Raw genomic sequence first — 20,642 nt, forward strand, 5'->3', positions numbered from 1 at the left:
AATGGCGAACCGCGTTGCCTGGATTTACGACTGCTTCGCAGCGGAGCGGGAGCGAGCTCCCTCGCCACAGGATTTCGAGCATTGTCTAGTCGGCGGCAAATAGCCGATAGACCGGGCTGCGAAACAGGCCCGGAATGAAGTATTGTTGTGCCCATCCAAAAAACGTCAGAAGCCTTGAACCGTTTCGACGGTTGTTCAGTGATAGAGGGTGTCATGGGTAACGAAAGCATCAATTGGGACAAGCTGGGTTTTGACTACATCAAGACCGACAAGCGCTATCTGTCGTATTTTCGCAATGGCGAGTGGGACAAAGGCACCCTGACCGAAGACAACGTGCTGCACATCAGCGAAGGCTCCACTGCCCTTCACTATGGTCAGCAGTGCTTCGAAGGCATGAAGGCCTATCGCTGCAAGGACGGCTCGATCAACCTGTTCCGCCCGGACCAGAACGCCCTGCGCATGCAGCGCAGCTGTGCGCGTCTGCTGATGCCTCAGGTAGAAACCGAACAGTTCATCGAAGCGTGCAAGGCAGTGGTTCGCGCCAACGAGCGTTTCATCCCGCCTTACGGCACCGGCGGTGCGCTGTACCTGCGCCCGTTCGTGATCGGCGTGGGTGACAACATCGGCGTGCGCACCGCCCCCGAGTTCATCTTCTCGATCTTCTGCATTCCCGTCGGCGCCTACTTCAAGGGTGGCCTGACCCCGCACAACTTCCAGATTTCCAGCTACGACCGTGCCGCACCACAAGGCACCGGCGCAGCCAAAGTCGGTGGCAACTACGCCGCCAGCCTGATGCCGGGCTCCAAGGCCAAGAAAGCCAACTTCGCCGACGCCATTTACCTGGACCCGATGACCCACACCAAGATCGAAGAAGTCGGTTCGGCCAACTTCTTCGGTATCACCCATGACAACAAGTTCGTGACCCCGAACTCGCCGTCAGTACTGCCGGGCATCACTCGCCTGTCGCTGATCGAGCTGGCCAAGACCCGTCTGGGCCTGGAAGTGGTTGAAGGCGACGTGCTGATCGACAAACTGTCGGACTTCAAGGAAGCCGGCGCCTGCGGCACCGCTGCGGTAATTACGCCAATCGGCGGCATCAGCTACAACGACCACTTGCACGTGTTCCACAGCGAAACCGAAGTCGGCCCGATCACCCAGAAGCTCTACAAAGAGCTGACTGGCGTGCAGACCGGCGACATCGAAGCGCCAGCGGGCTGGATCGTCAAGGTTTGACCTGACCTCTACCCGCCATGAAAAATCGCCGCCTTCGGTACTCGGAGGCGGCGATTTTTTTTGCCTGCCCGACAGATACCTGTGGGAGCGAGCCTGCTCGCGATGGCGACCTCAAATTCAACATCCCCAATGACTGGCACGCCGCTATCGCCAGCACGTTTGCTCCTACATGGATTTATGCAGTCATATCGACCATCACGCAGTCAGAAAGACACCAAACCGATCAAGTCACAATAACTACAACATCCCTCAAAGCCCCGAGAATCAAGGCCCGGCACATTGGCCTGCTTTTTGGAACGTGAACTGCGAAAGCTCATTGACCAAAAAGGAACGCCTTTATGAACACTGCTTTTAAGGATCATCTGGCTGTCGTCACCGGTGCCAGTTCCGGAATCGGCCTGGCTGTCACCGAACGTCTGTTGGCTCAGGGTGCCCGTGTGCTGGCAATGTCGCGTCAGATTGGCGGCCTCGGTGAATTGGCTGAACGTTTCCCGACGCAGCTGTCATGGGTGGCGGGTGACGTGACCCAACCCGCCGACCTGGCGCGGCTGGCAAAGCAGGCGGCAACCCTGGGGCCGGTGAGCTATCTGGTGCCGAACGCCGGCATTGCGGAGCTGGCCGATGGCCTGGATCTGGCAGCGTTCGACCGGCAATGGGCGGTGAACGGTGCCGGGGCATTGAACACCCTGGCGTGCTTGCGCGGTCAACTGGCGGCATCCTCCTCGGTGGTGTTCATTGGTACTTTCCTGGCGCAAGTGACCTTTCCCGGCCTCGCCGCCTACATCGCCTCAAAAGCCGCGCTGATTCACCATGCCCGCACGCTGGCGGTCGAATTGGCGCCTCACGGCATTCGCATCAACACGGTGTCCCCCGGCCCGACTGCGACACCGATCTGGTCAACGCTGGGCTTGAAGGATGAGCAATTGAGCGCTGTCGCCAGCACGGTCAATCAACGCTTGCTAGACGGCCGTTTCCTCGAGCCAGGCGCTGTTGCCGACGTGATTCTATTCCAGCTCGGCAACGGTGCCCGTAACGTCATCGGTCAGGACTGGGTGGTCGATAGCGGTTACACCATTCAATAATATATCCATAAATATCAATATCTAATGAAATAAACGTGATGTTTTTTCGAGGTACATTTCGAGCGTCATCAGACATCACGTTCTCAATCTACAGGGTGAGCGTGCTGATCATTTGTACTGATTGCCAAGCACTTCACACTCGTCAAAAACCGGCACGGAACCGAACACGCGGTGTCTGGATCTCATCAGTATCGACATCTATCACGCCAGGGATGCATTGATGACCGACTCACAAACACCGCGCAGTTTTATCCCGCCCTACATTCTCAACCGTATCATCGCCCACGGTTCAGAGCCGCAACGCACGGCGGCAATGATCACCCTGCATCATGTGCAAAGCCTGCTGCACAATCCCGGTCCCCCTGTGCGGCCGCCGGAGCGGGCAATTCTGCCGCAACTCGGGAAACCGGGCGTGGTCCAGCGCAGCCTGCACGACGCGCAAAACAAAATGCTCCTGCCGGGAATGCCAGTGCGCCTGGAAGGCCAGCCGGCCACGGGTGATGCAGCCGTCGATGAAGCTTACGATGCATTGGGTGCCAGCTATGATTTTTTCTGGAAGGTGCTCGGTCGCGATTCGATCGACAACCAAGGATTCGCACTGGTCGGCAGCGTGCATTACGGCCTGGGCTACGAAAACGCCTTCTGGAATGGTGCACAAATGGTCTTCGGTGACGGCGATGGGGAAATTTTCCAGCGCTTCACCCGCTCGCTGGACGTGGTCGCCCATGAATTGGCTCATGGCGTGACTGAAAGCACGGCCGGGCTGATCTATGCCAATCAGTCCGGGGCCTTGAACGAGTCACTGTCGGACGTTTTTGGCATCCTTACCAAGCAATACGTTCTCGGACATACCGTCGAGCAGGCAGATTGGCTGATCGGCGCGGATTTGCTCACGGCAAAAATCAACGGCCGGGGCTTGCGCTCGATGTCCCATCCAGGCACAGCCTATGACGACCCATTGCTGGGCAAGGACCCGCAACCGGATCACATGCGCAAATTTGTCATCACTCAAGAGGACAATGGCGGCGTGCACATCAATTCGGGCATTCCCAATCGCGCGTTTTATCTCGCGGCCAGGGCACTCGGCGGGTTCGCCTGGAAGAAAGCCGGAGTAATCTGGTACGACGCGCTGTGCGACAAACGCCTGAGTCCGGACGCCAGTTTCGATGCTTTCGCTCGACTGACCATCGACCATGCCGGCCAGCGCTTCGGTGCACAGGAGGTCGACGCTGTGCGCCAGGGCTGGTCTCAAACGGGTATCGACATCACGGAGGTCAAATGAAAACCCTGCCTGCATTAGGCGACGACGCCCGGGTCCGCCTTTCCCGCCAAGGCGGCTTTGCGCCGATTCACGCCCTGAGCCGACCTCGGGAGATCGAGTTTGCGCAATGCGACATCAGCCAGCGCACTCGCATCTGCTCGGTACTGGAGGGATGCCTGACCCTCGACACCTCGGAATCCGGGCGTAGCGACCAGCGTTTCTACCAGGTCGAGGTGAGCTACCGGCAGGGCGAACAGGAAGACCACATGGTGCTCAAAGTGCCGGAAGACCAGGCACCGGGGGATCTGGTGCACCTTTGGGATACAGGCCAGCTGCTGTAGATCTCCCCCCGCCACTCAATCCTCCCGCGTCAGCACTTCCAGCAACTCGATCTCGAAGATCAGGTTCGAATGCGGCGGAATCTTGCCCATCGTGCGTTCGCCATAAGCCAGGTGCGCCGGGACCAGCAACTTGCGCTTGCCGCCAACCTGCATGCCCATGATTCCCTGATCCCACCCCTTGATGACACGACCAGTGCCAATCACGCACTGGAACGGTTTGCCACGGCTGTAGGAAGAGTCGAATTCAGAGCCGTCTTCCAGCCAGCCACGGTATTGGGTGGTGATCAACGCGCCTTTGACGGCCGCTTTACCGTCACCGGCCTGAATATCGATTACCTGAAGTTCGTCGTTCATTGAATTCACTCGTATGCTCTTTCGCCCTTAGGCCTGTTGGGCGCCGTTTTCCCAGATTTGTCCGCGATTGGCAACCATGGCCGACTCTGCTTCCGTCGAATAGCACAATGACTGGATCAAACTACCCAACACTTTTCCGTTATTATCCGTCCGAAAATTCTCCCGAGTGAACAAGGACATCACCCATGAATACTGGCGGCATCGTTTTAATGGTTAGTTTGGCTATTGTGGTGCTTTGCGCTCTATACGCCATAAGACTCTTCAATAACCTCGTCGCTGGTCGCAACGAAATCAAGAATGCGTTCGCGCAGGTTGAAGTCCAACTCAAACGTCGCTATGACCTCATCCCCAATCTGGTGGCGACTGCCAAAGGCTATCTATCCCACGAACGGGACACGTTTGAAGCTGTCACTGCCGCGCGTAACACTGCGCTGGCCGGCCTCAAAGCAGCCAAGGCACAACCGGGGGATGCGCAAAAAATCGCACAACTAAGTCTGGCTGATGGCGCACTCAACAGCGCCATGGGCCGCTTGAATGTCACGCTGGAAGCCTATCCCGAACTTCGGGCGGTGGAGGCCATGCAGCAACTGAGCGAAGAAATCAGCAGCACCGAAAACAAAGTGGCGTTCGCGCGCCAGTTTTTCAACGATGCGGTGCTGAGCTACAACAATCTCAAGCAAAGCTTCCCCGCCCTATTGCTGGCTGCCAGCTTCGGCCATGGCGCCGACGCCAAGCCACTTGAGTTTTCCGACACTGCGTCCATTCAACAAGCGCCGCAGGCTTCCTTCTGATTCTTCTGCCCACGGATGGCACAATGAATTTTTTTGAACAACAGAGCAGGGCCAGATTCCTGTCGTCGCTGCTGCTCGTATCACTGCTCCTGTCGGTAGTGGGCATGATCATCATCACCTGTCTGCCCTTCGGCCTGAGAAATGCCAGCCCCGGGAGCGACGAAACGGTCATCGACTGGGAAGTCGTGTGGACTGTGGTATCAGTCATCGGCGGCATCGTGGTAGTGGCCGGTCTCTGGGAATACAAGCATCTACGAGGGGGTGGTAAAGCGGTAGCCGAAACACTCGATGGACGTCCGATCATAGGAAGAGGCCGTACACGCAATGAAAAACGTTTGATCAACATCGTCGAGGAAATGGCGATTGCTTCGGGCGTATCTGCACCTCTGGTCTACCTGTTACCGGACGAGGGTATCAACGCTTTCGCGGCCGGTTTCAACTCTAAAGACGCAGTGATCGGCGTGACGCAGGGGGCGATATCACTGCTCACACGGGAGGAAATGCAAGGTGTGATCGCCCATGAATTCAGCCACATCTACAACGGCGACATGCGCCTCAGCATGCAGATGCTAGCAGTCTACGGCGGACTGATAACGCTTGGCCTCCTGGGTGGTTTACTCGTCGGGAGCAAAGCGGGGCTGATTTTCGTATTGATGGGCATTGTGTTGGCAATCGGGGGGTTTACCGGAAGTTTTTTTGTCAGGTTCATAGAGGCCGCCGTTAGCCGGCAGCGCGAATTTTTGGCCGACGCAACGGCGGTGCAGTACACCCGAGATCCACAAAGCCTTGCCGGAGCACTGAAAAAAATCGGTGGTTACGCGGGCTCGGACATTTATGCCAAAAAAGCGCGCAAGTATAAGCACCTATATTTCGCTACTGGCGTGTCGTCCGCAATGAAGGGATGGTTTGCCTCCCATCCCGACCTGAGCGAACGCATTTGGCGGATTGATCCGAAATGGGATGGCAAGTATCCCGAAGACCTCAGACTTCAACATTGATCCACCTCGCGCATCAATACATGCCAACTATGCAATTAACATATCGATCGCCCTGCTCCACCATTCGCCTCAATAAGAACCGTGCGCCGCGTCCAGGCAGCGCACGTCATAAAAGCGGTGGAGTATTTATCGATGACAGCCTCAATCCCGCGCGGACGCTCTCGCGCCAGCGCCATTTTCCGGGTTACCTCGGGTAACTTCCTCGAACAGTTCGACTTCTTCCTGTTCGGCTTCTATGCCACACAGATCGCGGCCGTGTTCTTCCCGGCCAGCAGCGAGTTCGCCTCGCTGATGATGACCTTTGCCGTGTTCGGCGCCGGTTTCCTGATGCGACCTCTGGGCGCAGTGGTGCTGGGTGCATACATCGATGATGTTGGCCGGCGCAAAGGGCTGATCGTCACCCTGTCGATCATGGCCAGCGGCACAATTCTGATTGTGCTGGTCCCCGGATACGAAACCATCGGCCTGTTCGCCCCGGCGCTCGTGTTGATTGGCCGGTTGCTGCAAGGGTTCTCCGCCGGCGCGGAAATGGGCGGCGTCTCGGTGTATCTCGCGGAGATCGCCACGCCGGGTAACAAAGGCTTTTTCACCAGTTGGCAGTCGGCCAGTCAGCAAGTGGCGATCATTGTTGCCGCAGCCTTGGGCTATGGCCTGAACCAATGGCTGGCGCCATCGGAGATTGCCGACTGGGGCTGGCGGATTCCGTTCTTCGTCGGCTGCATGATCGTGCCGTTCATTTTCTTCCTGCGCCGTAACCTGGAAGAAACCGAAGAGTTCGCCACCCGCAAATCACGTCCGAGCATGGCAGAGGTGTTCCGCACGCTCGCGCAAAACTGGGTGCTTGTCTTTGCCGGGATGATGATGGTCGCCCTGACCACCACTGCGTTTTACCTGATCACCGTGTACGCGCCAACTTTTGGCAAAACCGTGCTGCACCTGAGCACGTCTGATGCGCTGTTGGTCACCTTATTGGTGGGCGTGTCGAATTTCTTCTGGTTGCCGATTGGCGGCGCACTCTCCGACCGCGTCGGCCGTCGTCCCGTGTTGATTGCCATGGCCCTGCTGGCATTGGCCTCGACCTATCCAGCCCTGTCGTACCTGGTGCAGGCGCCAAGCTTCATCAACATGCTGTTGGTGCTGCTGTGGCTGTCGTTCATTTATGGCTTGTACAACGGCGCAATGATCCCGGCGCTGACGGAAATCATGCCGGTCGAAGTACGGGTTGCGGGTTTCTCTCTGGCTTACAGCCTGGCCACCGCCGTGTTTGGCGGCTTCACCCCGGCGATGTCGACGTTCCTGATTCAGTACACCGGCGACAAAGCGGCGCCTGGCTACTGGATGAGCTTCGCCGCGCTCTGTGCGCTCTGCGCGACGTTTTATCTCTATCGCCGCGCCAGCGGTCGCCTGCAACCAGCCCTTTCGTAAACCTGCCTTGTTAGAGAAATCCCTATGAAAAAGCTTTTCAACGTTGCGGCCATGAGCTGGCTGGTCAGCCTGGCCTTAAGCACCGCGGCACAGGCCGAAGAGTTACGCGTGATGACCTCCGGGGGCTTCACCGCGGCCTACAAGATCCTCGGCCCGAAGTTCGCCGAAGCCACCGGCAACACCCTCAACACTGCCCTCGGTCCGTCGATGGGCAAGGCCCCGGAAGCGATCCCTAATCGCCTGGCCCGCGGTGAACAAGCCGACGTGGTGATCATGGTCGGCTACGCGCTTGACGATCTGATCAAGCAAGGCAAGGTCGACCCGTCGTCCCGGGTTGAACTGGCGGATTCGCGGATCGGTCTGGTGGTGCGCGAGGGTGCACCCAAGCCCGATATCAGCACCGTCGACAACCTGAAAAAAACTTTGTTGGACGCCAAGTCCGTGGCCTATTCCGACAGCGCCAGTGGCGTGTACATCGAGCAGCAACTGTACAAACGCCTGGGCATCGAAGACTCGCTCAAAGCCAAGTCGACCATGGTGCCGAAGATTCCTGTGGGATCGGTGGTTGCCACCGGCGACTATCAGTTGGGTTTCCAGCAGGTCAGCGAACTGCTGCCGGTACCAGGGGTGAGTTTTGTCGCGAAGATTCCGGAATCAGTGCAGTCGGTCACGCGTTTCGCCGCGGGTATTCCGGTTGGCGCGCAACACCCCGCGCAGGCCAAGGCGTTGCTTGAGTACATGGCATCGGCCCAGGCGCAAGCAGATGTAAAAGCCACCGGCCTGGATTCTGTCAGCCGCTGATAGCCGGCAGCTGGACTTTCATCGCCACCACCAAACGTTCCAGTTCAAGTGCTGCCGGGGTCAGAGTGCGACCCCGGCGCTTGATCAAACCGACGCTGCGCATCACTTGCGGATCGGTCAGAGGCACCCGCGTCAGGATCGGGTGATCTTCGCCCGGCATCGCCATCAGCGGCACCGCGGCAACACCCAACCCCGCCTCCACCAGCCCGATCATCGTCGTCACATGCCGGGTTTCGCAGATGCTCGGCCGCTGTGGCACCACACCAGCCAACGCCTGATCCAGTAAAAAGCGGTTGCCCGAGCTCTTGTCCAGCGAGATGTAGTCCTGCTGATAGAACTCGTCCCAGGTCACGCTGGTACGGCTCGCCAAGGGGTGATCACGCCGACAGGCTACGACGTAGCCCTCCTGCACCAACGGCTCGAAATCCACCTCGGCCTCCAGCGTACCCATGAAGCTCAGGCCAAAATCCGCTTCACCGTTGACCACCGCACTCAGCACTTCATGGGCACTGGAATCGAGTACTTTGACCTTGATCCGCGGAAATTGCCGGTGATAGTGCGCGACGACGCGGGGCATAAAGTAGTACGCCGCCGAGGGCACACAAGCGACAGTGACATGACCCAGCCGGGTCGATGCGACTTCGCTGATGCCTAGCAGTGCCACGTCGAGATCATCCAGCAGGCGCTCGACGCTGGGCATGAAGCCGCGACCGGCCTGGGTCAGACTGACCTTGCGGGTGGTGCGTTCGAACAACCTCACCCCGAGGGCGTCCTCGAGTTTTTCAATACGCCGGCTCAGGGCCGGTTGGGAGATGCGTACGGTATCGGCCGCCTTGCGAAAGCTGCCCTGCTCCACCACGGCGCGAAAAGCTTGCAGATCGTTGAGGTCGAAATTGATGGCCATGGGATGGACTCGGCGCGGGGATCAGATTGATTCGATTATTCTATAAATGTAACCAATTAATGCAAAATGTAACAACTCGGTTGAAACACTATGCTGACGCGACCGGGTCGAGCCTTTATCCTTGTCGCCCCGCCGTACCGAGTTAATGGAGTTTTCGCCATGCCCCATGAAGGCAGTCTGTTGCAAGCCGCAGTCGTGTTTCTGCTCGCGGCCGTGCTTACCGTTCCCCTGGCCAAGCGCCTGCAATTGGGTGCAGTACTCGGTTATTTGTTTGCCGGGGTGATCATTGGCCCCTCGGGGCTGGGCCTGATCAGCGATACGGAAAGCGTTGCGCACATCTCGGAGCTCGGTGTGGTGTTGCTGCTGTTCATCATTGGCCTGGAATTGTCGCCAAGACGGTTGTGGGTGATGCGCAAGTCAGTGTTCGGGGTCGGATTGGCGCAAGTGTTGCTGACAGGAACAGTGTTGGGCGTGCTGGCGCTGTATGTTTTCGGACAACCGTTGAACACCGCCATCGTTTTGGGCCTGGGTCTGGCGTTGTCGTCCACTGCGTTTGGCCTGCAAAGCCTTGCCGAACGCAAGGAACTGACCAGCCCTCACGGGCGTCTGGCCTTTGCGATTCTGCTGTTTCAGGACATCGCCGCGATCCCGCTGATCGCCATGGTGCCGCTGCTGGCCGGTAGCGCTGAAAACGTGACTGCGGCCGACGATGTCAATCAGGGTTTGCGCGTGCTGGTGAGCATCGCCATTGTGGTGATCGGTGGACGCTATCTGTTGCGGCCAGTGTTTCGCGTGGTGGCCAAGAGCGGTTTGCCGGAAGTGTCCACAGCGACCGCGTTGCTGGTGGTGATGGGCACCGCATGGCTGATGGATCTGGCGGGCATTTCCATGGCCCTCGGCGCATTTCTTGCTGGCCTGCTGCTGGCGGACTCCGAGTACCGCCACGAACTGGAAGCGCAGATCGAGCCGTTCAAGGGCCTGTTGCTGGGGCTGTTTTTCATGAGTGTCGGCATGGGCGCGAACCTCAGCCTGTTGCTGCGCGAGCCCATCGTCGTGCTGGGGCTGACTGTGCTGTTGATCGCCGTCAAGTTGCCGCTGCTGTTCATCCTGGGTCGACTGGCCGGCGCTTTGAACAAGGTCAGCGCGATTCGACTCGGCATAGTCCTGGCCGCCGGCGGTGAATTTGCCTTCGTGGTGTTCAAGATTGGTCGCGATCATGGCTTGTTCGACCCGCGCCTGTACGACCTGTTGGTATTGGCGATTACCCTGTCCATGGCGTTGACGCCCTTGTTGATGCTGATCTGTGGGCGTCTTGTCAGCCCCAAGGTGCAACCTGTGGCAGTGCCGGAAAAATTCCGCGAAATCGACACTGATGAACCCCGGGTGGTGATCGCCGGCATGGGTCGCATGGGGCAGATCGTCGCCCGTATCCTGCGGGCGCAGAACATCAAGTTCGTTGCCCTCGATACCTCGGTGGAAACCATTGAACTGTCGCGCAGCTTCGGCGGCGTGCCGGTGTTCTACGGCGACCCGATGCGCCCGGAAATCCTCAGTGCGGCCAAGGTCGGCGAAGCCGAATTCTTCGTGATCGCCACCGATGACCCGGACACCAACATCAAGACCGCCGAACTGGTGCGCAAGCTCTACCCGCACATCAAGATCATCGCCCGCGCACGCAACCGCCAACATGTACATCGGTTGATGGACGTGGGGGCCCACGCGGTGCGCGAAACCTTTTATTCGAGCCTGGAAATGAGCCGGCAAACCCTGATCGGACTCGGCCTGACCCAGGCCCAGGCCGACGCACGGATCAAGCGCTTCAAGCATCACGACGAACAGGTGCTCGAAACCCAGCATTCGATTTACGACGATGCGGTGAAGGTCAAGCAGACAGCACAGGAAGCGCGGGCGGAACTGGCGCGGTTGTTTGAGGCGGATCAGCTGGAAGAGCAAGCCAAGAACAATTGAGGTGGCAGTACTGGCCTCGTCGGAACGATAACGCGGTGTACCGGATAAATCACAACGACCAAGGAACTCGTAATGGCTGCCGATCAATCCCCCGCCCTCAAGGAAATCTTCAACGTCGAGCGCCTCCAGCATATCGCCAGCGAAATGACGGCGGTCTATCCGGAGTTCGATGCGCAGAGATTCCTCAAACTGGCCAGCACCGGCCTGGCGGACCTGTCGGTCATGCAACGCATGGCACGCGTCAGCGAATGCCTGCACGCGGTGTTGCCGCTGGGTTATGAAGCATCGCTCGAAGTCCTGCGCGCACTCGCCCCGCGTCTCAACAGTGGCTTCGTCAGCATGTGCCTGCCGCAGTACGTGGCGGCTTATGGTGCCGACCGCTTCGACGTATCGATGGACGCGCTCAAGTACTTCACTGCATTCGGCTCCTCGGAGTTTGCCATTCGCCACTTCCTGCGCAGGGACCTCGAGCGCTCGCTGAAGCTGATGCACGACTGGTCACTGGACGACAACGAGCATGTCCGGAGGCTGGCCAGTGAAGGTTGCCGTCCGCGACTGCCGTGGTCGTTTCGCCTGGAGCAAGTCCAGGCCGACCCGAGCCTGGCCGCGCAGATCCTCGACAATCTCAAGGCCGACACCAGCCTGTATGTGCGCAAGTCCGTGGCCAACCACTTGAACGACATCACCAAGGATCATCCCGACTGGGTGCTTGAGCTGATTGAAGGCTGGTCGCTGGACAACAAACACACCGCGTGGATCGCCAAACATGCGCTACGCAGCCTGATCAAACAGGGCAACCCACGAGCGCTGGCGATCATCGGCGCGGGTGGCAAGCCTGAAGTCGAGATCGTCGATGTGCGAGTCAACCCGCCAGTGATTGGCCTGGGGGAGAAAATCACCCTGTCCTTTGCCGTCAAATCCAGGGTCGAGGACAGCCAGCGCCTGGTGATCGACTATGCCATCGACTACGTGAAAGCCAACGGCAGCACCTCGGCCAAGGTGTTCAAGCTCAAAGCCCTGACGTTGCCCGGTAAAGCCACCGAGCAACTGAGCCGCGGCCAGCACATCAAAGAACTGACCACCCGCAGGCATTACGCCGGTCGCCATGCGGTGCACATCATGGTCAATGGCGAACGACTGGCCAGTACGGCGTTTGAAATCCTTCCTTAACCCAACAACAACCCCTGCTCGCGCTCACACAACTCCACCACGTAATCCCACATCACCCGCAGCCGCACCGATTTGTGCAGCTCGCGCCGGGTACTGATCCAGTAGCTGCGCAGAATGCTTTCATCGGGAAACAGCGGTACCAGACCGGGATCGGCGCTGGCCATATAGCACGGTAAAACGGCAATCCCCAGACCTGCGCGCGCAGCCTGTTGCTGAGCGATAACGCTGGTGCTGTGAAAGACCACCTGCGGGTTGCGGCAGAAGCTGTTGAGGAACATCAGTTCCTGACTGAACAACAAGTCGTCGACGTAGCCGATCCACGCATGGCGCCCCAGATCCTCTCGATTGCCCAGCGGCGGCGAACGATCGAGGTAGTCCTGACTGGCGTAGAGGGCCAGGCGATAGTCCGTGAGCTTGCGCGTGACCAGCATGTCCGCCGATGGCCGTTCGAGGTGGATGCTGATTTCCGCCTCGCGATTGAGAATGCTGACAAACCGCGGCACCGCGACCAGTTCCACTTCCAGCCCCGGGTAACGTTCGAACAAACCGTTCATGCGGCTGGATAGAAACATGATGCCCAGCCCTTCTGTGACCCCGACGCGGATCTTGCCCAACGGTGCCGTGGACTGGGTGATTTCCTCCTGTGCCAACAGCGCGACGTTCTCCATGGCTTCCGCATGCTTGAGCAGCGCTTCGCCGGACGGGGTCAGTTCATACCCCTGGGCATGCTGCACGAACAGCGCGGTGCCGAGGCTCTTTTCGATGGCCTCGATGTGCCGCGCCACGGTGGCGTGCGTGGTGTTCAAACGGCGGGCAGCGGTAAGCAAACGCCCGCTGCGCTGCAATTCGAGAAAAAACCGCAGGTCATTCCAGTCGAACATCGTCCATCCTTAGGTCGTCGCTGTTTAAAAACGCACAGCAGCTGCGCAAAAACTAACATTCTTTTGACGAAAGCTAACAACTAGGATGACCGACAACAAGAACAACAAGACGAGGTCAGGGATGCAGTCTTCCCTTGATGAATACGATTACATCGTGGTCGGGGCCGGTCCCGCCGGGTGTTTGCTGGCCAATCGGCTATCGGCCAACCCACAACACCGGGTTCTGTTGCTCGAAGCCGGTGGCCGCGACAACTATGCATGGATTCATATTCCCGTGGGTTACCTGTTCTGCATCGGTAACCCGCGCACCGACTGGTGCTTCAAGACCGAAGCTCAACCTGGCCTGCAGGGGCGCGCCCTGAGTTACCCACGGGGCAAAGTGCTGGGCGGCTGCTCGTCAATCAACGGCATGATCTACATGCGTGGCCAGGCCGGGGACTACGATGGCTGGGCAGCCGAAGGCAACCCCGGGTGGCGCTGGCAGGACGTGTTGCCGCTGTTCAAGAAAAGCGAAAACCATTTTGCCGGCGACTCCGAATTTCACGGTGCCAGCGGCGACTGGCGGGTCGAACGCCAGCGTTTGTCATGGCCGATTCTCGATGCGTTCCGCAGCGCTGCCGAGCAAAGCGGCATCGCCAGCATCGATGACTTCAACCAGGGCGACAACGAAGGTTGCGGGTACTTCCAGGTCAATCAGAAGGCCGGCATCCGCTGGAACGCGGCGAAGGCATTCCTCAAACCGGTGCGCAACCGCGCCAATCTGACCGTGTTGACCGGCGTTGAAGTTGACCGCGTACTGCTGGAAAACGGCCGCGCGTCAGCGGTCAGCGCCCGCTGGCAAAATCAGCCGAAAACTTTCAAGGCGCGCAAGGAAATCGTCCTCTGCGCCGGTTCCGTGGGCTCGCCAAGCATTCTGCAACGTTCCGGTATCGGCCCTCGCCCGCTGCTGCAACGCTTGGGCATCGGCGTCGTCCATGAACTGCCCGGCGTCGGCGGCAACCTGCAGGACCATCTGCAACTGCGGCTGATCTACAAACTGGAAAACGCCCGCACCCTCAATCAAATCGCTGGCAGCCTGTGGGGCAAAATGGGCATGGGCTTGCGTTACCTGTACGACCGCAGCGGCCCGCTGTCGATGGCGCCGAGCCAGCTCGGTGCGTTTGCCCGCTCCGGTCCGGAGCAGACCTCGGCCAATCTTGAATACCACGTGCAACCACTGTCGCTGGAGCGCTTCGGTGAGCCATTGCATGCGTTCCCGGCGTTTACCGCGTCGGTCTGTGACTTGCGTCCGCAGAGCCGTGGCCGGGTGGAGATCCGTTCGGCCAACCCGCAGGAAGCACCGCTGATTCAACCCAACTACCTGAGCCATCCGGAAGACTTGCGGGTCGCCGCCGATGCGATTCGTCTGACCCGGCGCATCGTTGCCGCACCGGCCCTGAAGGCGTTCAAACCGGTCGAATATCTGCCGGGAGACAACCTGCAAAGCGAAGAACAACTGCACGAAGCCGCCGCGCGCATCGGCACCACGATTTTCCATCCGGTGGGCACTTGCCGGATGGGCAACGACGCGGACGCGGTGGTCGACGCCGAACTGCGCGTGCAAGGCATTCCCGGCCTGCGCATCGCCGACGCGTCGATCATGCCGCGCATCACTTCCGGCAACACTTGTTCGCCTACGCTGATGATCGCGGAGAAAGCGGCACACATGATTCTCAATGCTGCAAACACCATCCCTGTGGGAGCAGGTTTACCCGCGATGACGGCATGACAGTCAACATTCATGCTGACTGCCCCTTCCCAATCGCGGGCAAGCCTACTCCCACAGGGACGTTACTGGTTTCACGGACATCGAGCATCACCCCCTGCAAGGAATACGCAACATCAGTGGAACAACAAAAACAATCACTGTGAGGGATACCGATATGTCAGAACACGTTCAGCCCCTGGAAGCCGTGCGCAGCGAGGGCACCAGCCAGGAAACCCAGAAAGTCATCTTCGCTTCGTCACTTGGAACAGTGTTCGAGTGGTATGACTTTTTCCTTTATGGCGCCCTCGCGGCAGTCATCAGCAAACAGTTTTTCGCCGGAGTCAACGACACCACGGCGTTCATTTTTGCCCTGATGGCCTTTGCCGCCGGGTTTATCGTCAGGCCATTCGGTGCCCTGGTGTTTGGCCGTTTGGGGGACATGATCGGACGCAAATACACCTTCCTCGCCACCATCGTTCTCATGGGGCTGGCGACCTTCTGTGTCGGCTTGCTGCCGACCTACGCCAGCATCGGCATTGCCGCGCCGATCATTCTCGTGGTGCTGCGCATGCTCCAGGGCCTGGCCCTGGGCGGTGAATACGGTGGCGCCGCGACCTATGTGGCGGAACACGCGCCCATCGGCAAACGCGGCTTCCACACCAGCTGGATTCAATCCACCGCCACCCTCGGCCTGTTGCTGTCGCTGCTGGTGGTACTCGGTTGCCGCTACTTCACCGGCGATCAGTTCGAAGTCTGGGGCTGGCGCATTCCGTTCCTGTTTTCGATCATTCTGCTGGGCATCTCGACCTGGATTCGCCTGAGCCTGCATGAATCCCCCGCCTTCGTGAAAATGAAGGAAGAAGGCAAGCTGTGCAAATCGCCGATCCGTGATTCTTTCGGCAAATGGGAAAACCTCAAGGTCGTGCTGATCGCCCTGTTCAGCATCAACGCCGGCCAAGCCGTGACCTTCTATGCGGCGCAGTTTTACGTGCTGTTCTTCCTCACCCAGTTTCTGAAAATGGACCCGGCCGTGGCCAATGGCTTGCTGATCGTCAGCGTGACCATCGGCGCGCCGTTTTTCATCTTCTTCGGCTGGCTGTCGGACAAGGTCGGACGCAAGCCGGTGCTGATGCTCGGCCTGTTGCTGGCGACCGTGTTGTACTTCCCGATCTTCAAGACCCTGGCCCACTACGCCAACCCGGCGATTGACCTGGCCAGCCGCCAGGCACCGATCACCGTGCTGGCTGACCCGGCCACCTGCACCTTCCAGTTCGACCCGGTCGGCAAGGCGAAATTTGATAGCCCCTGCGACAAGGTCAAGACCTTCCTCGTCAAGCAAGGCTTGCCCTACGCCAGCGCGGCGGCTCCAGCCGGCAGCGGCGTGCAAGTCAGCGTGGGCGACGTGAAGATCGACGGTTTCGACGAAGCCGCATTGCGCGGCGCGGTCACCCTCGCCGGTTACCCGCAACAGGCCGACATGCAGCAAATCAACAAGCCAATGATCGTCGCATTGATCGTGGCACTGATCATCATCTCCGCCATGTGCTACGGCCCGCTGGCGGCACTGATGGTCGAACTGTTCCCGACGCGCATCCGCTATACCTCGATGTCGCTGCCCTATCACATCGGTAACGGCTGGTTCGGCGGCTTCTTGCCGACCGTGTCGTTTGCCCTGGTGGTCTACACCGGGGACATTTTCTACGGGCTCTGGTATCCGGTGCTGATCACCGGGGTGAGCCTGGTGGTGGGGATGATCTGTTTGCGTGAGACGCGCAACGTCGATCTGGACAAGAACTGACAGCCAACTCACAAACTGGATTCTGTAGGAGCGAGTTCGCTCGCATAGGTCTCAAGAGCGCCGTGTTCAACCTGAAGGCACGCGCTATCGTTAACGACCATCGCGAGCAGGCTCGCTCCTACACTGACCGAGGCACCGGCATGATCATTTCCTCTGCATCCGATTATCGCGAGGCAGCACGTCGCAAACTCCCACGTTTCTTGTTCGATTACATTGATGGCGGCGCTTACGCGGAACATACCCTGCGGGCCAACAGCGCCGACCTGACCGGCATCAGCCTGCGCCAGCGTATCCTCAAGAACGTCGAAACTTTGAGCCTGGAAACCACCCTCTTCGATCAACCTCTTGCCATGCCGATCATCCTCGCGCCAGTGGGGCTGACCGGCATGTTCGCCCGCCGTGGTGAGGTGCAGGCCGTGAGAGCGGCGCAGAACAAAGGCATCCCCCTGTGCCTGTCCACCGTCTCGGTCTGTTCGATCGAGGAAGTCGTGGCGCAAAGCGAGCAACCCATCTGGTTTCAGCTGTATGTGCTCAAGGACCGCGGCTTCATGCGCAACGCCCTGGAACGGGCGAAAGCTGCCGGGGTGAAGAACCTGGTGTTCACCGTCGACATGCCAACCCCCGGCGCCCGCTACCGCGACGCCCACTCGGGCATGTCCGGGCCTTTTGCGTCATCGCGGCGCATGCTTCAAGCGATGACCCGACCCGACTGGGCATACAACGTCGGCCTCATGGGCCGGCCGCATGATCTGGGGAATATCTCCAGGTACCTCGGCAAAGCCGTGACACTTGAAGACTACATGGGCTGGCTGGCCAACAATTTCGATCCATCGATCAGCTGGAGCGACCTGGAATGGATTCGCGATTTCTGGAAAGGCCCGATGATCATCAAAGGCATTCTCGACCCGCAGGACGCCAAGGACGCGGTGAGTTTCGGTGCCGATGGCATTGTCGTGTCGAACCACGGCGGCCGGCAGCTGGACGGGGTTCTCTCCACTGCCCAGGCATTGCCGCCGATCAAACAAGCGATTGGCGATGACCTGACGGTGCTGGTCGATTCGGGTATCCGCTCAGGGCTGGACGTTGTGCGCATGCTGGCGCTGGGCGCCAAGGGCGTGTTGTTGGGGCGTTCGATGGCTTACGCGCTGGCCGCCGATGGTCAACGCGGGGTAGAGAACATGCTGGATATCTTTGCCAGGGAAATGCGTGTGGCGATGACGCTGACCGGGGTGACGTCGATTGCTCAGATCGACGAAAGCACCCTGGTACAGGCAATCAAGAATACCGACTGACGATGCTTGTTCCTGCCGTGTGCGCAAACGATTCGTCAGCCGCACAGACAATCACTCTTCAAGCTCGACCACCTCGAATTTCACCTGGTCGGGATAAAACGCCATGTATTCACGGATCTGCGCCACCGACACTTTGGGGTTTTCATAACTCCACACGGCGTTAGCACCTTCATGCCCTGGCACTTGCAGACTGAAATAACTGGCATCACCTTTGTACGGGCAGTAACTGGTGTGATCGGTGCGGGCGTAATACTTCTCGTCGATGTCTTCGCGGGGCACGTAGTAAACCGGTGGGTAGTTGGCCTCAAGCAGCACCAGCGCGCGGGAGGACGCCGCGACCTGGATCCCGTGAAACTTCACCAACAGGCAACCGGGCTGCTCGGCGATGGTGATGACAGGGCTGGGACCTGAAGTTTTCATGTATACGTTCCTCGAGACGGTGATGAGTCGATTCATCAGGTATAACGCAACTTGGCTGACCTTGGCGGCCTCGCAGCCGAACGGATTGCGAAGGCGATGAAATCAAATGCAACGCCAAGGCTGTACATCCATACAGATAATGATTGCTCCGGCGCGCATCACCCGCCATTCTGTGCACCTCCCCGGACACTGATCAACGATGGTGGTTATGCGGCTGTACCTCTGTGAAAAACCTTCCCAGGCCAAAGACATCGCGACTGTGCTCGGCGCCAGACGCCGGGGCGACGGCTGCTGGCTGGGCACGGACCTCACGGTGACCTGGTGCATCGGCCATCTCCTGGAAACCGCGCCGCCGGATGCCTATGACGCGCGCTACAAGCGCTGGGTACTGGCCGACCTGCCAATCATTCCGGACACATGGAAGATGACCGTCAAGCCGCGCACGGCGAGCCAGTACAAGGCGGTCAAACGCCTGCTCGGTGAAGCGTCGGAACTGATCATCGCTACCGACGCTGACCGCGAAGGCGAGATGATCGCCCGGGAACTGGTGGAGCACTGCAAGTATCGCGGCCCGATCCGCCGCCTGTGGCTGTCGGCGCTGGACGACGCCTCGATCCGCAAAGCCCTCGCGTCGCTCAAACCAGGTGCCGAAACCTTCAATCTCTACCATTCCGCACTGGGGCGCAGTCGTGCCGACTGGTTGATCGGCATGAACATGAGTCGACTGTTCACGCTGCTCGGGCGCCAGTCCGGGTATCAGGGCGTGTTACCGGTAGGCCGGGTGCAAACCCCTACCCTGCGCCTGGTAGTGGATCGCGACCGCAGCATTGCCGACTTCGTCCCGGTCGCCTACTGGGCCATCGACGTGCAACTGCTGCACGACGGCCCTGCTTTCACCGCGCAATGGCGCGCGGCATCCGGAGTTTGCGACGATCAGGATCGCTGCCTGAATCAGGCACTGGCCCAACAGGCAGCCACAGCAATGATGGGCGCGGCAAGTGCCCGGGTGATCAAGCTGCGCACCGAACGCATGCGTGAAGTGGCGCCACTGCCCTTCGATTTGGGCACGCTACAGGAAGTCTGCTCGAAGAAACTCGGGCTCGGCGCTCAGGAAACCCTCGACATCGCCCAGGCACTTTATGAAACCCACAAGGTGATCACCTACCCGCGCAGTGACTGCGGCTATCTGCCCGTCAGCCAGCACGGCGAAGCACCGGCGATTCTCGCCGCCCTCAGGCAAGCCGATCCGGCGCTGGATGCCTTGCGCGATCACCTGGAGCCCCATAGGCGCTCACGGGCCTGGAACGATGCCAAGGTCAGTGCGCACCACGGCATCATCCCTACTGCTGCGGCCAAAAACCTCGAACGCCTGACCGGCAAGCACCGCGCGGTCTATACGCTGATCAGGGCCAGGTATCTCGCGCAGTTTCTGCCCAATCACGAGTTTGACCGCACCCAGGCTGATTTCGACTGTGCCGGTGAAGCCTTGCGCGCGGTGGGCAAACAAATCGTCGATCCCGGCTGGAAACGCGCTCTGCCCGAAGCGCTTGCCCCGGCGAAAGGTCGTGAAGCCCCAGCGCCTCAAACCTTGCCCAACCTGCGCGAAGGAATTGATTGCGCAGTGGCCAGCGTGCAGCTCAAGGACCTGTGGACCCAACCGCCCAAACCGTTCACCGAGGGCGACCTGATCAAGGCGATGAAAAACGTCGCCAAACTGGTGGAAGACCCTCTGCTCAAGCAGAAACTCAAGGACACCACGGGTATCGGCACCGAAGCGACCCGCGCCTCGATCATCCAGGGTCTGCTCGACCGTGGTTACCTGATCAAGAACGGCAAGGCTCTTTCTGCCACGCCGGCCGCTTTCAGTCTGATCGATGCGGTGCCTCGCGCCATTGCCGATCCGGGCACTACGGCCATTTGGGAGCAAGCCCTGGACATGGTGCAGAGCGGGGAAATGAGCCTCGAAGAGTTCGTTGCCAAACAGGCGGCCTGGATGAGCAAACAGGTCAGTCGATGTGCCGGTTTGAACCTGACCATCAGCGGTCCGGCAAGCCCCGCCGGACGCGATGCCACGCCATGGAAAAACAAGCGCAAGCCTGCCAAGCGCAAAGCAGCGGCTGGCACCAGACGCAGCGCGAAACCGGCGAGCAAGGGTTGATCGGCCATACTGTCCTGG

18 protein-coding genes are annotated in these 20,642 nt (G+C 59.4%); 14 read left to right on the forward strand and 4 right to left on the reverse strand.

Going from position 1 to position 20,642, the window contains the following annotated elements; translation table 11 throughout:
• The first annotated feature begins 213 nt into the window (after nucleotides 1-213).
• The 4 genes from D8U18_RS15255 (at nucleotide 214) to D8U18_RS15270 (ending at nucleotide 3,917) form a co-directional block, all read left to right on the forward strand.
• Nucleotides 214-1,233 (forward strand): branched-chain amino acid aminotransferase, encoded by a 1,020-nt coding sequence (locus tag D8U18_RS15255; RefSeq protein WP_056853493.1) that lies wholly within the window; start codon nucleotides 214-216, stop codon nucleotides 1,231-1,233.
• Nucleotides 1,234-1,571: 338 nt separating this feature from the next.
• Nucleotides 1,572-2,315 carry an SDR family oxidoreductase gene (locus D8U18_RS15260; RefSeq protein WP_131107910.1) on the forward strand — a complete coding sequence of 248 codons (744 nt, stop codon included), beginning with the start codon at nucleotides 1,572-1,574 and terminating at the stop codon, nucleotides 2,313-2,315.
• Nucleotides 2,316-2,535: 220 nt separating this feature from the next.
• Nucleotides 2,536-3,597, forward strand: coding sequence for a M4 family metallopeptidase (locus D8U18_RS15265; protein WP_131107911.1), 1,062 nt, complete (start codon nucleotides 2,536-2,538; stop codon nucleotides 3,595-3,597).
• Complete coding sequence (locus tag D8U18_RS15270) at nucleotides 3,594-3,917, forward strand: protealysin inhibitor emfourin (RefSeq protein ID WP_131107912.1); 324 nt, start codon at nucleotides 3,594-3,596, stop codon at nucleotides 3,915-3,917. Before D8U18_RS15265 ends, D8U18_RS15270 begins: the two co-directional genes overlap by 4 nt.
• A gap of 15 nt (nucleotides 3,918-3,932) precedes the next feature.
• Here the strand turns inward: D8U18_RS15270 and D8U18_RS15275 are convergent, their stop codons facing one another.
• Nucleotides 3,933-4,271, reverse strand: a complete 339-nt coding sequence (locus tag D8U18_RS15275; RefSeq protein ID WP_056853489.1) for an FKBP-type peptidyl-prolyl cis-trans isomerase — start codon at nucleotides 4,269-4,271, stop codon at nucleotides 3,933-3,935.
• A gap of 185 nt (nucleotides 4,272-4,456) precedes the next feature.
• Between D8U18_RS15275 and D8U18_RS15280 the strand changes: the two genes are divergently transcribed.
• From D8U18_RS15280 to D8U18_RS15295, 4 genes are all read left to right on the forward strand, one after another.
• Nucleotides 4,457-5,062 (forward strand): LemA family protein, encoded by a 606-nt coding sequence (locus D8U18_RS15280; RefSeq protein WP_131107913.1) that lies wholly within the window; start codon nucleotides 4,457-4,459, stop codon nucleotides 5,060-5,062.
• A gap of 23 nt (nucleotides 5,063-5,085) precedes the next feature.
• Entirely contained in the window at nucleotides 5,086-6,060 is a 975-nt protein-coding gene (locus D8U18_RS15285) for a M48 family metallopeptidase (protein WP_131107914.1), read from the forward strand.
• Nucleotides 6,061-6,192: 132 nt separating this feature from the next.
• On the forward strand, nucleotides 6,193-7,485 hold the full coding sequence (locus D8U18_RS15290) for an MFS transporter (RefSeq protein ID WP_056853488.1): 1,293 nt from the start codon (nucleotides 6,193-6,195) through the stop codon (nucleotides 7,483-7,485).
• Nucleotides 7,486-7,509: 24 nt separating this feature from the next.
• The gene (locus tag D8U18_RS15295; RefSeq protein WP_056853487.1) at nucleotides 7,510-8,286 is read left to right on the forward strand and encodes a substrate-binding domain-containing protein; all 777 of its coding nucleotides are present in this window, start codon (nucleotides 7,510-7,512) and stop codon (nucleotides 8,284-8,286) included.
• Here the strand turns inward: D8U18_RS15295 and D8U18_RS15300 are convergent.
• Entirely contained in the window at nucleotides 8,276-9,190 is a 915-nt protein-coding gene (locus D8U18_RS15300) for a LysR family transcriptional regulator (protein ID WP_131107915.1), read from the reverse strand. The two genes, D8U18_RS15295 and D8U18_RS15300, sit on opposite strands and share 11 nt — an antisense overlap.
• A 159-nt stretch (nucleotides 9,191-9,349) precedes the next feature.
• Here D8U18_RS15300 and D8U18_RS15305 point away from each other — a divergent pair, with 159 nt between their 5' ends.
• Both D8U18_RS15305 and D8U18_RS15310 read left to right on the forward strand, forming a co-directional pair.
• On the forward strand, nucleotides 9,350-11,158 hold the full coding sequence (locus D8U18_RS15305; RefSeq protein WP_130932092.1) for a monovalent cation:proton antiporter-2 (CPA2) family protein: 1,809 nt from the start codon (nucleotides 9,350-9,352) through the stop codon (nucleotides 11,156-11,158).
• A gap of 72 nt (nucleotides 11,159-11,230) precedes the next feature.
• Nucleotides 11,231-12,328, forward strand: a complete 1,098-nt coding sequence (locus D8U18_RS15310) for a DNA alkylation repair protein (RefSeq protein WP_131107916.1) — start codon at nucleotides 11,231-11,233, stop codon at nucleotides 12,326-12,328.
• Here the strand turns inward: D8U18_RS15310 and D8U18_RS15315 are convergent.
• Entirely contained in the window at nucleotides 12,325-13,209 is an 885-nt protein-coding gene (locus D8U18_RS15315; RefSeq protein ID WP_056853483.1) for a LysR family transcriptional regulator, read from the reverse strand. The two genes, D8U18_RS15310 and D8U18_RS15315, sit on opposite strands and share 4 nt — an antisense overlap.
• A 121-nt stretch (nucleotides 13,210-13,330) precedes the next feature.
• Between D8U18_RS15315 and D8U18_RS15320 the strand changes: the two genes are divergently transcribed.
• The 3 genes from D8U18_RS15320 to lldD all read left to right on the forward strand — a co-directional run bounded on the left by D8U18_RS15320 (nucleotide 13,331) and on the right by lldD (nucleotide 18,046).
• Complete coding sequence (locus D8U18_RS15320) at nucleotides 13,331-14,977, forward strand: GMC family oxidoreductase N-terminal domain-containing protein (protein ID WP_131107917.1); 1,647 nt, start codon at nucleotides 13,331-13,333, stop codon at nucleotides 14,975-14,977.
• A gap of 154 nt (nucleotides 14,978-15,131) precedes the next feature.
• On the forward strand, nucleotides 15,132-16,754 hold the full coding sequence (locus D8U18_RS15325; RefSeq protein ID WP_056853481.1) for an MFS transporter: 1,623 nt from the start codon (nucleotides 15,132-15,134) through the stop codon (nucleotides 16,752-16,754).
• A gap of 140 nt (nucleotides 16,755-16,894) precedes the next feature.
• The gene (lldD, locus tag D8U18_RS15330; protein WP_056853506.1) at nucleotides 16,895-18,046 is read left to right on the forward strand and encodes an FMN-dependent L-lactate dehydrogenase LldD; all 1,152 of its coding nucleotides are present in this window, start codon (nucleotides 16,895-16,897) and stop codon (nucleotides 18,044-18,046) included.
• 51 nt (nucleotides 18,047-18,097) lie between these two features.
• Here the strand turns inward: lldD and D8U18_RS15335 are convergent, their stop codons facing one another.
• Nucleotides 18,098-18,466, reverse strand: a complete 369-nt coding sequence (locus tag D8U18_RS15335; RefSeq protein WP_056853480.1) for a DUF427 domain-containing protein — start codon at nucleotides 18,464-18,466, stop codon at nucleotides 18,098-18,100.
• A 208-nt stretch (nucleotides 18,467-18,674) separates the two neighbouring features.
• Here D8U18_RS15335 and D8U18_RS15340 point away from each other — a divergent pair, with 208 nt between their 5' ends.
• The gene (locus tag D8U18_RS15340; RefSeq protein ID WP_131107918.1) at nucleotides 18,675-20,624 is read left to right on the forward strand and encodes a DNA topoisomerase III; all 1,950 of its coding nucleotides are present in this window, start codon (nucleotides 18,675-18,677) and stop codon (nucleotides 20,622-20,624) included.
• Nucleotides 20,625-20,642 lie beyond the last annotated feature (18 nt).

The organism is Pseudomonas sp. Sample_10, assembly GCF_004321495.1.
Lineage (GTDB): Bacteria > Pseudomonadota > Gammaproteobacteria > Pseudomonadales > Pseudomonadaceae > Aquipseudomonas.

Coding starts and splice junctions, on each gene's coding strand:
- D8U18_RS15255 (WP_056853493.1), top strand. CDS start 214: ATGGGTAACGAAAGCATCAATTGGGACAAGCTGGGTTTTGACTACATC.
- D8U18_RS15260 (WP_131107910.1), top strand. CDS start 1,572: ATGAACACTGCTTTTAAGGATCATCTGGCTGTCGTCACCGGTGCCAGT.
- D8U18_RS15265 (WP_131107911.1), top strand. CDS start 2,536: ATGACCGACTCACAAACACCGCGCAGTTTTATCCCGCCCTACATTCTC.
- D8U18_RS15270 (WP_131107912.1), top strand. CDS start 3,594: ATGAAAACCCTGCCTGCATTAGGCGACGACGCCCGGGTCCGCCTTTCC.
- D8U18_RS15275 (WP_056853489.1), bottom strand. CDS start 4,271: ATGAACGACGAACTTCAGGTAATCGATATTCAGGCCGGTGACGGTAAA.
- D8U18_RS15280 (WP_131107913.1), top strand. CDS start 4,457: ATGAATACTGGCGGCATCGTTTTAATGGTTAGTTTGGCTATTGTGGTG.
- D8U18_RS15285 (WP_131107914.1), top strand. CDS start 5,086: ATGAATTTTTTTGAACAACAGAGCAGGGCCAGATTCCTGTCGTCGCTG.
- D8U18_RS15290 (WP_056853488.1), top strand. CDS start 6,193: ATGACAGCCTCAATCCCGCGCGGACGCTCTCGCGCCAGCGCCATTTTC.
- D8U18_RS15295 (WP_056853487.1), top strand. CDS start 7,510: ATGAAAAAGCTTTTCAACGTTGCGGCCATGAGCTGGCTGGTCAGCCTG.
- D8U18_RS15300 (WP_131107915.1), bottom strand. CDS start 9,190: ATGGCCATCAATTTCGACCTCAACGATCTGCAAGCTTTTCGCGCCGTG.
- D8U18_RS15305 (WP_130932092.1), top strand. CDS start 9,350: ATGCCCCATGAAGGCAGTCTGTTGCAAGCCGCAGTCGTGTTTCTGCTC.
- D8U18_RS15310 (WP_131107916.1), top strand. CDS start 11,231: ATGGCTGCCGATCAATCCCCCGCCCTCAAGGAAATCTTCAACGTCGAG.
- D8U18_RS15315 (WP_056853483.1), bottom strand. CDS start 13,209: ATGTTCGACTGGAATGACCTGCGGTTTTTTCTCGAATTGCAGCGCAGC.
- D8U18_RS15320 (WP_131107917.1), top strand. CDS start 13,331: ATGCAGTCTTCCCTTGATGAATACGATTACATCGTGGTCGGGGCCGGT.
- D8U18_RS15325 (WP_056853481.1), top strand. CDS start 15,132: ATGTCAGAACACGTTCAGCCCCTGGAAGCCGTGCGCAGCGAGGGCACC.
- lldD (WP_056853506.1), top strand. CDS start 16,895: ATGATCATTTCCTCTGCATCCGATTATCGCGAGGCAGCACGTCGCAAA.
- D8U18_RS15335 (WP_056853480.1), bottom strand. CDS start 18,466: ATGAAAACTTCAGGTCCCAGCCCTGTCATCACCATCGCCGAGCAGCCC.
- D8U18_RS15340 (WP_131107918.1), top strand. CDS start 18,675: ATGCGGCTGTACCTCTGTGAAAAACCTTCCCAGGCCAAAGACATCGCG.